The following is a 10,517-nucleotide window of genomic DNA, read 5'->3' on the forward strand; positions in this document are numbered from 1 at the left end:
ACCGCACCCGAGTCGGAACGACACTCGGCCGCAGGAGGACCGGGGGCGCCATCCGAACGCGAGCTCGCGCGCAGCGTCGCCTCCGTCGGTCTTTCACTGGGTGACACAAGTCTTTTACACGGCAGAAACATCAGGAGGTCGGGCTCGAAACACAGCCTGGCTAGCGTCGTCCGCAACAGGAGGCGACTATGGCTGAATCATCAACGCGCACGGTTGATCGGGCGCTGGTACTGCTGGGAAGCGTGTGCGACCGCGGGTACGTCTCGCTGGCGGATGCGGCCCGTGACGCTGAGCTCTCGGCGAGTACCGCCCTGCGGCTTCTGCGCACGATGGAGGCTCAGCAGTTCGTCCGACGGGATCCCGACGGCCGGTACGCTCCCGGCGCGCGTCTCGTGCAGATCGGAGCGCTCGCCTTGGCGAACGAGTCGCTGGTGTCCCTGGCGAGGGACGCCATGGCGCGGATGGTCGAGGCGACCGGAGAGTCGTGCTACCTCTCCATCCGCGGAGCCGGCGACACCGCTCTCTACATCGCGATCGCCGAGGGCACCCATTCGGTGCGGCACGCCAGCTGGGTCGGTCGCTCCATCCCCCTCGACGGCTCGGCCGCCGGCGCCGTGCTCTCGGGGCAGACCGGGGCTGAAGGCTTCGTGCTGGTCCGTCAGGGCGTCGAGGACGACGTCACAGCCATCGCGGTACCGGTGATGACCGGAGATCGGGTGGTCGCCGCCCTCTCGAGCGTCGTCCCCAGCTACCGGCTGAGCGAGGAGCAGGCGTCGCGCATCAGCGCGCTGCTCCGGGCTGAAGCCGCATCACTCCTCGCCCCGCCGACGGCGGAGCGCACGACGAAGGAGCACGCCTCGTGATCGCGTTCGAGAACATCACCAAGACCTATCCGGACGGGACGACAGCCGTCGATGACCTCACACTCGTCGCGCCGACCGGGAAGCTGACCGTGCTGGTCGGTCCTTCCGGCTGCGGGAAGACCACGTCGCTGCGCATGGTGAACCGGCTCATCCGTCCCACCTCCGGCGACATCCTGCTCGACGGCCACTCGACGAACGGCATGGACGAGGCTCTGCTCCGGCGTCGCATCGGCTACGTGATCCAGCATGCGGGCCTCTTCCCGCACCGCACCGTCCTCGACAACGTCGCCGCGACCCCGCGCCTCTCGGGCGCCTCCAAGCGCGAAGCGCGGCTGATCGCCGGTGAGCTCCTCGAACGCGTCGGGCTGCCAGCCGCCTTCGCCTCGCGCTACCCGTGGCAGCTGTCCGGCGGTCAGCAGCAGCGCGTCGGCGTCGCTCGCGCGCTCGCCTCCGATCCGGACTTCATGCTGATGGACGAGCCGTTCAGCGCTGTCGACCCGGTGGTCAGAGGACAGCTGCAGGACGAGTTCCTGCGGCTGCAGCGCGAGATCGGCAAGACCATCATCATGGTCACGCACGACATCGACGAGGCGCTCAAGCTCGGCGACCAGGTCGCCGTCCTCCGCACCGGCGGCGAGCTCGCCCAACTCGCCACGCCCGAGGAACTCCTGACCGCTCCCGCCGACGCCTTCGTCGCCGACTTCGTCGGACGCGACCGCGGGTATCGATCGCTCGGCTTCGTCGCCGCCACCGCCGGTCTCGTGGTGCGTGCCGAACCGTCCGTACCGATCGGCAGCAGCGCGGAGATCGCGCGGGCCGCGACCGACGACGACTGGCTGCTCGTCGTCGATGAGCGCTCGCATCCGCTGGGATGGGTCGAGCCGAGAGCACTGCGCGGACCCCTCTCCTTCACGGACCTCAACCTGAGCGGGACCGTGGCGCCTCGCACGGGGACCATGCGCCAGGTTCTCGACGCCAGCCTGAGCGCGCCGAGCCGACGCGGGGTCCTGGTGGACGAGGACGGCGCCCTGGTGGGTTCGGTCACGGCCGCCGAGGTCGTCGGATCCCTCGCCGAGATGCACGCCGCCGGTTCCTCGTCAGGGAGCGTCGCCCGATGAACGTCGAGTGGATCGCCCGCGAATCGGACTCCATCCTCGTGCTGCTGATGTGGCACGTCGGGTTGTCCGTCGTACCCGTCGTGATCGGCCTGGCGATCGCGCTGCCGCTCGGCTGGATCGCGCACCGCAGCGGCATGTTCACATCGGTCATCCTCGGGACGACCGGCCTGCTCTACACCGTCCCGTCGCTCGCCCTGTTCGTCCTGCTGCCTCCGATCCTCGGCACCCGGATCCTCGACCCCCTCAACGTGGTCGTCGCTCTCACCGTCTACACGGTGGCGCTCCTCGTACGCACCGTGTCGGACGGCCTCGACTCGGTACCCGTCGAGACCGTGCAGGCCGCCCAGGCGATGGGGTACCGGACCCTCCAACGGCTCGTGTCCGTGGAACTCCCGGTCGCCGTACCGGTGATTGCAGCAGGACTGCGCGTCGCCGTCGTCTCGAACGTGAGCGTGGTGTCCATCGCCGCGCTGATCGGCACCCAGCAGCTCGGACTCCTGTTCACCCAGGGCGCGCAGCTGAGGTTCCTCACACCGATCATCGTGGGCATTGTGCTCTGCCTGGTGCTCGCGATCGTGCTCGACGGGCTCGTGGTGCTGCTGAACCGCAGACTCACGCCGTGGATGCCGAAGGCGGTGCGCGCATGATCGACTACCTCCTCGACCCCGCGCACTGGACCGGCAGCGACAGCATCGGCACGCTCCTCGTGCAGCACCTGATCTACACCGGTGTCTCGCTGCTCGTGGCCGCCGTCATCGGAGTGCCGATCGGGTTCTACGTCGGCCACACCGGCAAGGGCACGTTCCTCGTGGCCGGAGTCGCCAACGCTCTCCGTGCCCTGCCGACGCTCGGCCTGATCATCCTGCTGGTCATCGTCATCGCCCCGGTCTTCGCCTCGGACCTGGCCTTCGTGATCCCCAGTCTCATCGTCCTGGTCCTGCTGGCCATCCCCCCGATCATGACGAACACCTACGCGGGCATCCGCGCCGTGGACGCCGCCGCGGTCGACGCGGCCGTCGGGATGGGCTACCGGCCCGTGAAGGTGCTGTTCGCGGTGCAGGTGCCCTGCGCGCTCCCCCTCATCCTCTCCGGCTTCCGCGGAGCGACACTGCAGGTCATCTCGACGGCCACGATCGCCGCCTACGTCTCCCTGGGCGGCCTCGGACGGCTGATCATCGACGGCCGTGCGCAGAACGACTACGACCAGATGCTCGCCGGAGCCGTCCTCGTCGCCGCGCTCGCACTGCTGGTCGACCTCGCCATCGGCCTGATCGGACGCTTCGCGGTGTCCCCCGGCCTCACCCGGCGCCGACGCCGCGCCACTGCCGCTCAGCCGGTCCTCGCGGCGACCGCGACCGCGTGACCCCGTTCCTCCCCTCCCTCGGTTCCCTCGCTCCACTCCTGCACACCCGACCAAAGGACAGCAATGAGAACTCGCTCCGCCCTCGCCCTGGCCGCCCTCGCCGCCACGACCGCCCTCACCCTCACGGCGTGCTCGTCGAGCTCGGGCGGAGACCCGCTCGCCGCCGACGCGCCCGCTGCGTCGACCGACGGCATCATCGTCGGGTCCGCCGACTTCCCCGAGAGCCAACTGCTCGCCACGATCTACGCCCAGGCGCTCACCGCGGCCGGTGTCGAGGCCACCACGAAGCTGAACATCGGCAGCCGTGAGGTGTACATGCCGGCCCTGCTCGACGGCTCCATCAACCTGCTGCCGGAGTACACCGGAGCCACGCTCAGCTACCTGAACAGCGACGCCACCGGCACGGCGCCGGAGGAGGTCGCCACCGAGCTGGCGGACGCTCTGCCCGACGGCGTCGCGATGCTCACCCCCTCCGGTGCACAGGACTCCGACGTCCTCGCCGTCACCCGCGCCACAGCAGAGAAGTACGACCTCGAGACCATCGAGGACCTCGTCCCCCACGCCGCCGATCTCGTGCTGGGCGGGCCGCCGGAGTGGAAGACCCGGCACGAGGGCGTCGCCGGTCTCGAGGAGGTCTACGGCCTCACCTTCAAGGAGTTCCGGGCCCTCGACGTCGGCGGACCGCTCACCATCAGCGCCCTCTCCAACGGCCAGATCGACGCGGCCGACCTCTACTCGACCAGTCCGGCGATCGAAGAGAACGACTTCGTCTCCCTCGTCGACAACAAGAACCTCTTCCGCGCGCAGAACATCGTGCCGATCATCGCCGAGGACCAGTCCTCCGACGAGGTGACGACGGTCCTCGACGCCATCTCGGCGGCGCTCACCACCGAGGACCTGATCGAGATGAACGGCCGTCTGGCCGATCAGGAGAGCATCGACGACGTCGCAGCCGACTGGCTGAACGAGCACGACCTCGGCTGACGCCCCGTCTCCTGCCACTGCACCACTGAGCTCCTGCACCACTGAGAAGGGAACCACCATGATCGGAAGCCGCGCAGTGCGCGCCTCCCGCGGAGTCGAGCTGACGGCCAAGAGCTGGCAGACCGAAGCCCCCCTCCGCATGCTGATGAACAACCTCGACCCCGAGGTGGCCGAACGCCCCGACGACCTCGTCGTCTACGGCGGCACCGGCAGAGCCGCCCGCAGCTGGGCGGCGTACGACGCCATCGTGCGCTCCCTCACCGAGCTCGAGGAGGACGAGACGCTCCTCGTGCAGTCCGGCAAGCCCGTCGGCGTGTTCCGCACCAACCGGTGGGCACCGCGAGTGCTGCTGGCCAACTCCAACCTCGTCGGCGACTGGGCGACCTGGCCCGAGTTCCGCCGTCTCGAGGCGGAGGGCCTGACGATGTACGGGCAGATGACCGCCGGATCGTGGATCTACATCGGCACCCAGGGGATCCTCCAGGGCACCTACGAGACGTTCGCCGCGGTCGCGAAGAAGAGGTTCGGCGGGACACTCGCCGGAACGCTCACGGTGACGGGCGGTTGCGGCGGGATGGGCGGCGCCCAGCCCCTCGCGGTCACCCTCAACGGAGGTGCCGTCCTGATCGTCGATGTGGACGAGACCCGTTTGCGCCGCCGCGCCTCCAAGCGCTACCTCGACGAGGTCGAGACCGACCTCGAGGTCGCGCTCGCCACGGTGCTCGCCGCGAAGGCCGAGGGACGCGCTCTCTCGGTCGGGCTGGTCGGCAACTCCGCAGAGGTGCTGCCGCTCCTGCTCGAGCGCGGCGTGCCGGTGGACATCGTGACGGACCAGACGTCGGCGCACGACCCGCTCTCCTACCTCCCGGTCGGAGTCTCGGTCGCCGACCGCGAGGTCGAGGCCGCCCGCGATCCCGAGGACTTCACGCGCAGGGCCCAGGAGTCGATGGCCCGGCACGTCGAGGCGATGGTCGGCTTCCAGGACGCGGGCGCCGAGGTCTTCGACTACGGCAACTCCATCCGCGACGAGGCCCGACAGGGCGGCTACTCCCGCGCGAACGAGTTCCCCGGCTTCGTCCCCGCCTACATCCGGCCGCTGTTCGCGGAGGGGCTCGGCCCGTTCCGCTGGGTCGCGCTGTCCGGCGACCCCGAGGACATCCGGGTGACCGACGAGGCGATCCTCGAGCTCTTCCCCGACAACGAGGGCCTGCACCGCTGGATCGCAGCCGCGCAGAAGCACGTGGAGTTCGAGGGCCTTCCCGCCCGCATCTGCTGGCTCGGCTACGGCGACCGCGCCAAGGCCGGTCTGCGGTTCAACGAGCTGGTCGCCGAGGGGAAGCTGAAGGCGCCGATCGTGATCGGCCGCGACCACCTCGACTCCGGGTCGGTCGCGTCTCCCTACCGCGAGACGGAGGCGATGGCGGACGGCTCGGACGCAATCGCCGACTGGCCCATCCTGAACGCCCTGCTGAACACCGCCTCCGGAGCCACCTGGGTGTCCCTGCACCACGGTGGCGGCGTCGGCATCGGCCGATCCATCCACGCCGGCCAGGTCTCGGTCGCCGACGGCACCCCGCTCGCCGCGGAGAAGCTCGAGCGCCTACTCACGAACGACCCGGGCATGGGCGTCATCCGGCACGTCGACGCCGGCTACGAGCGGGCCGTCGACGTGGCCGAGCAGCGCGGAGTCCGCATCCCGATGCTCGAGGCGGCCCGCGCCGCGGCGGAGTCCACCGGCACGCCGGAGGCCCTGGCCGTCTCGGCCCCGAGCATCTGATCGTGCACTCCGGGACCACGGTGACTCTCGGCACCGCCACCACCTCTCTCGAGGCGGTGGTGGCGGTGGCCCAGGGCGCGCACGTCGAACTCGACCCCGACGCGCTGGAGCGTGTGGCGCGCACCCAGGCGATGATCGCGAACGTCCTCGCCTCGGGACGGCCCGTCTACGGGCTCACCACAGGAGTGGGCGACCTCTACACCGTCGGGGTGGAGACCCAGCGGGTCGCCGATGTGCAGCTGGGCATGCTGCGCAGTCACGCCAGCGGCGTGGGCGAAGCGCACGACGAGACGGCCGTGCGCGCCGTCATGACCGTCATGATCACGGCCCTCGCGCGGGGCTTCAGCGGCGTGGGAGTGCGCCTGCTGCAGACGATGGTCGACATGCTGAACAGGGGCGTGACGCCGTGGGCGCCCGCGCAGGGCTCGGTCGGATACCTCACGGCCACCGCGCACATCGGACTGGCGGTCTTCGGAGAGGGGCGCGCCTGGTTCGACGGCGAGCTGCTCCCCGGCGCCGAAGCGCTCCGGCGTGCCGGGATCGAACGGATCGAGCCGGGACCCCGCGAAGGTCACGCCCTCATCAGCGGCACGTACGAGATCACCGGCGTCGGCGCGCTCGCCGTGCACGCCGCCCGGAGACTCGTCGACGTCGCCGATGCGGCCGGCGCGCTGTCGCTCGAGGTGCTGCGCGGCAACAGCCGCGGGTACGACCCCCGGCTGCAGGCGCTGAGGCCGCATCCCGGCCAGGTCGAGACGGCCCATCGCCTCCGCGCGCTCCTCGCCTCGAGCGAGATCCTCGCCGCCCACCGCACCCACCGGCTGCAGGACGCTCTCAGCCTGCGCTGCATCCCCCAGGTCCACGGCGCTGTGCGGGACGCGCTCACCGAGGTGGAACGGGTCATCGGAGTCGAGATCGACTCGGTCACCGACAACCCCGTCTTCGTCGTCGAGGACGAGGAGCTCGTCGCCCTGCCCGGCGGGAACGGCCACGGAGCTCCGACGGCGCTCGCCCTCGACTACCTGGCGATCGCCGTGGCCGAGCTGAGCACGATGTCGCAGGCGCGCTCCGACCGCCTCACGAACCACCACTACAGCGAGCTGCCGGCCTTCCTCATGGCTGGCACGTCGGCGGCGTCCGGATTCATGATCCCTCCCTATGCGGCCGCGGCCCTCGCCGGCGAGAACCGGGGGCTGGCCGCACCGGCGACCGTGCACACCGTCTCGACCTCGGCCGGGCAGGAGGACCACGTGAGCATGGGGACGACGGCGGCGCTGAAGGCGAGGCGGGCGACGGCGAACGCGCAGACCATCGTGGCCATCGAGCTCCTCTGCGCTGCGCAGGCCGTCGAGTTCCATGCGCCGCTACGACCCGGGGCCGGAACCGGTGCGGTGTACGACGCCGTCCGATCTCGGGTCGGCCACCGGACGAGCGACACCGAGATCGCCCCCGACATCGAAGCAGTGCGCAGTCTCGTCGCCGACGGGACGCTGCACGGCATCATCACCACCACTGTGAAGGACGACCCCCATGCCTGACACGACTCCTCCCACCGCACCACTGGACGGGGTGAAGGTGCTCGACCTGGCGCGGGTGCTCGCCGGTCCGCTCTGCGCCGCCATGCTCGGCGACCTCGGCGCGACGGTCACGAAGGTCGAGCTCCCGGGGCACGGCGACGACTCCCGGCACTTCACGCCGCACCAGAACGGTGAGAGCACGTACTTCATGCTGCTGAATCGTGGCAAGCGCAGCATCACCATCGACCTGAAGTCGGAGCAGGGGCACGCTCTGCTCCTCACGCTGATCGAGCAGGCCGACGTGCTGGTCGAGAACTTCCGCCCCGGAGTCACCGCCCGCCTCGGCATCGACTGGGAGACGGTCAAGGCCATCAATCCCCGGCTCGTCTACGTCAGCATCTCCGGCTTCGGGCAGACCGGACCGCTCTCGAAGCGCGCCGCGTACGACCACATCGTGCAGGCCATGGGCGGCATCATGAGCGTCACCGGATGGGCCGACGGCCCGCCGACGCGCATCGGGGACGCCGTCGGCGATGTCGTCGCCGGGATCTACGGCTCCTGGGGCGCCCTCGCCGCGCTCCTGCAGCGGGCGAGCACCGGAGCCGGTCAGCACGTCGACGTGGCCATGCTCGACTCCATCTTCTCGCTGCAGATGGTGTCGCTGTCGCAGCTGCTCGGCGGCGGCCCGCTCCCTGGACGCATCGGCAACAGCCACCCGATCAGCGCGCCGATGGACGGCTACGCCGCCGCAGACGGGCACGTCGTGATCGCCGTGGCGAACGATCCGCTCTTCGCCCGACTCACCAGCGTCCTCGGGCAACCCGAGCTGGTGACGGATCCGCGCTTCGCGAGCGACCCGGCCCGGATGGCTCACCAGGACGACCTCCGCGCGGTGATCGAGTCCTGGGCCTCCACGCGACCGGTCGACACCGTCGTCGCGGAGCTCGAGCACGCCGGCGTCCCCGCTGCTCCCATCTGGGACATCGCCCAGGTCGCCGCCAGCGAGCACGCCGCGCACCGAGGTCTCGTGCAGTCGGTGCGCCACCCGGTCGCCGGCATGGTCGACGTCGTGCCGCAACCCGTCCACTTCAGCGGAGCCGCGCGGACCACCGACCTCGCTGCGCCGACCCTGGGTCAGCACACGGACGAGATCCTCGCTCACGACCTGGGGCTCACGGCCCGGGAGATCGCCGATCTGCACGCGGGCGGGGTGGTCTGACGATGACCTCCCCCGAACCGATCCGCATCGCCGTCATCGGCGCCGGCACCATGGGCGCGGGAGTCGCCGGGGTCTTCGCCGCCCACGGCCACCCCGTCTCGCTCTACTCCCGCAGCGAGACGACGCTCGCCTCCGCCCTCGCCGCGATCGAGGCGCGCATCGGCGACGAGGTCGATCGCGTCACCGTCACGACGGACCTCGCCGCCTGCGCCGAGGAGGCCGGGTTCGTCAGCGAGAACGTCGTCGAGCAGCTCGACCTCAAGCGGGAGGTGTTCGCCGAGCTGGAACGGCTGGTCCCCGCGGACTGCATCCTGACCACCAACACCTCCAGCGTCCCGATCACCGAGATCGCGTCCGGGCTCGAGACACCCGGACGCCTGGTCGGACTGCACTGGTTCAATCCGCCCGCCGTGATGCCGCTGGTCGAGGTCGTCCGCGGCTCAGCGAGCGACGACCTCACCGTCGAGCGGGTGATGGCCCTGTGCGCCGCCATCGGCAAGGAGGTGATCGAGGTGCGGCGCGAGATGCCCGGCTTCGTGATCAACCGCCTGCAGTACGCGCTGCTGCGCGAGGCGATCGCCCTGGTCGAATCGGGGGCCGCCACCGTCGCCGATGTCGACCGCGCCGTCGAGACGACGCTGGCACCGCGGTGGTCGGCGTCCGGGCCGCTGCGTCTGATGGACCTCGCCGGACTCGATACCGTCGAGAAGGTGTCGGCCGTGATCATGCCCGAGCTCGACACCACCGCCGGAGTACCGGAGATCGTCAGCGCGCTCGTCGCCGAGGGCGCCCTCGGCGCCAAGGCCGGCCGCGGATTCTACGAGTGGACACCCGAGACCCTCGCCGCCGCCGTCGCCGAGCGCGACGACACGGTCCGGGCTTTGACCGAGCGGAGGACCGCGCGATGACCGAGGTGATCACCCTTGAGCAAGACGGCGCCGTCGCTGTCATCACCCTGAACCGGCCGGAGAAGCGCAACGCGCTCAGCCGCGACCTGCTCGTGCAGCTCGTCGACACCCTGCGCACGCTGGACCGCGACGAGACGACCAGGGCTGTGGTCCTCCAGGGCGGCGAGCGCGCCTTCGCCGCCGGCGCGGATCTGGGCTCTCTCGGCGACGCCAGGGCGATCGAGCTGTACACCAGCGGGTTCAGCGAGCTGTGGGACGACGTGGCCGCCGTCCGGCTGCCGCTCGTCGCCTCGGTCGCCGGCTATGCCCTCGGCGGCGGACTCGAACTCGCGCTGATCTGCGACGTGATCGTCGCGGCCGACAACGCCGTGTTCGGCTTTCCGGAGACGTCGATCGGCATCGTGCCGGGCGCCGGCGGCACGCAGCGCATCGTGCGCGCGGTCGGCAAGCCGATGGCGATGGACCTGCTGCTCACCGGCCGGCGCCTGACGGCGACCGAAGCCCTCGCCTCCGGCCTCGTGAGCCGGATCGTGCCTCTGACGGATCTGGTCGGAGAGAGCCGTGCGATCGCGGAGCGCATCGCGGCCGGAGCGCCTCTGGCGACCCGGATGGCCAAGCACGCCGTGCTGACGGCGTTCGACGCTCCCCTCACCGTCGGCGTCGCCCACGAGCGCGCCCTCTCCGCCCTCATCGCCGCCAGCGCCGACCGTGACGAAGGCCTGAGAGCCTTCCGCGCCCGCGACACGCCTGACTTCGAAGGACGGTGAC

The 10,517-nt window shown here is 70.7% G+C and carries 10 protein-coding genes; all 10 read left to right on the plus strand.

Features of this window, described 5'->3' with window-relative positions:
• Positions 1–188: 188 nt before the first annotated feature.
• The 10 genes from GSU10_RS13985 (at position 189) to GSU10_RS14030 (ending at position 10,516) form a co-directional block, all read left to right on the plus strand.
• Complete coding sequence (locus tag GSU10_RS13985; RefSeq protein WP_068209795.1) at positions 189–863, plus strand: IclR family transcriptional regulator; 675 nt, start codon at positions 189–191, stop codon at positions 861–863.
• Positions 860–1,981: an ABC transporter ATP-binding protein gene (locus tag GSU10_RS13990; protein WP_068209797.1), complete on the plus strand. Its 1,122-nt coding sequence runs from the start codon at positions 860–862 to the stop codon at positions 1,979–1,981. The genes GSU10_RS13985 and GSU10_RS13990 overlap by 4 nt, the downstream gene beginning before the upstream one ends.
• Complete coding sequence (locus GSU10_RS13995) at positions 1,978–2,628, plus strand: ABC transporter permease (protein ID WP_068209800.1); 651 nt, start codon at positions 1,978–1,980, stop codon at positions 2,626–2,628. Before GSU10_RS13990 ends, GSU10_RS13995 begins: the two co-directional genes overlap by 4 nt.
• Complete coding sequence (locus tag GSU10_RS14000) at positions 2,601–3,344, plus strand: ABC transporter permease (protein WP_236713567.1); 744 nt, start codon at positions 2,601–2,603, stop codon at positions 3,342–3,344. The genes GSU10_RS13995 and GSU10_RS14000 overlap by 28 nt, the downstream gene beginning before the upstream one ends.
• Positions 3,345–3,407: 63 nt before the next feature.
• Positions 3,408–4,328, plus strand: a complete 921-nt coding sequence (locus tag GSU10_RS14005; RefSeq protein ID WP_068209804.1) for an ABC transporter substrate-binding protein — start codon at positions 3,408–3,410, stop codon at positions 4,326–4,328.
• Between the two features lie 58 nt (positions 4,329–4,386).
• Positions 4,387–6,105 (plus strand): urocanate hydratase, encoded by a 1,719-nt coding sequence (gene hutU, locus GSU10_RS14010; RefSeq protein WP_068209807.1) that lies wholly within the window; start codon positions 4,387–4,389, stop codon positions 6,103–6,105.
• Positions 6,106–6,107: 2 nt separating this feature from the next.
• Positions 6,108–7,643, plus strand: coding sequence for an HAL/PAL/TAL family ammonia-lyase (locus GSU10_RS14015; RefSeq protein WP_199220880.1), 1,536 nt, complete (start codon positions 6,108–6,110; stop codon positions 7,641–7,643).
• Positions 7,636–8,841, plus strand: a complete 1,206-nt coding sequence (locus GSU10_RS14020) for a CaiB/BaiF CoA transferase family protein (protein ID WP_068209810.1) — start codon at positions 7,636–7,638, stop codon at positions 8,839–8,841. The genes GSU10_RS14015 and GSU10_RS14020 overlap by 8 nt, the downstream gene beginning before the upstream one ends.
• A 2-nt stretch (positions 8,842–8,843) precedes the next feature.
• On the plus strand, positions 8,844–9,749 hold the full coding sequence (locus GSU10_RS14025) for a 3-hydroxyacyl-CoA dehydrogenase family protein (RefSeq protein WP_068209813.1): 906 nt from the start codon (positions 8,844–8,846) through the stop codon (positions 9,747–9,749).
• The gene (locus GSU10_RS14030) at positions 9,746–10,516 is read left to right on the plus strand and encodes an enoyl-CoA hydratase-related protein (protein ID WP_068209816.1); all 771 of its coding nucleotides are present in this window, start codon (positions 9,746–9,748) and stop codon (positions 10,514–10,516) included. Before GSU10_RS14025 ends, GSU10_RS14030 begins: the two co-directional genes overlap by 4 nt.
• The last annotated feature ends 1 nt before the right edge of the window (position 10,517 follow it).

Origin of the sequence: Rathayibacter tanaceti (assembly GCF_009834165.1) — a bacterium.
Taxonomy (GTDB): Bacteria; Actinomycetota; Actinomycetes; order Actinomycetales; family Microbacteriaceae; genus Rathayibacter; species Rathayibacter tanaceti.

Excerpts from the sequence above, each read along its gene's own strand:
- GSU10_RS13985 (WP_068209795.1), top strand. The coding sequence starts at position 189 with ATGGCTGAATCATCAACGCGCACGGTTGATCGGGCGCTGGTACTGCTG.
- GSU10_RS13995 (WP_068209800.1), top strand. The coding sequence starts at position 1,978 with ATGAACGTCGAGTGGATCGCCCGCGAATCGGACTCCATCCTCGTGCTG.
- GSU10_RS14005 (WP_068209804.1), top strand. The coding sequence starts at position 3,408 with ATGAGAACTCGCTCCGCCCTCGCCCTGGCCGCCCTCGCCGCCACGACC.
- hutU (WP_068209807.1), top strand. The coding sequence starts at position 4,387 with ATGATCGGAAGCCGCGCAGTGCGCGCCTCCCGCGGAGTCGAGCTGACG.
- GSU10_RS14020 (WP_068209810.1), top strand. The coding sequence starts at position 7,636 with ATGCCTGACACGACTCCTCCCACCGCACCACTGGACGGGGTGAAGGTG.
- GSU10_RS14025 (WP_068209813.1), top strand. The coding sequence starts at position 8,844 with ATGACCTCCCCCGAACCGATCCGCATCGCCGTCATCGGCGCCGGCACC.
- GSU10_RS14030 (WP_068209816.1), top strand. The coding sequence starts at position 9,746 with ATGACCGAGGTGATCACCCTTGAGCAAGACGGCGCCGTCGCTGTCATC.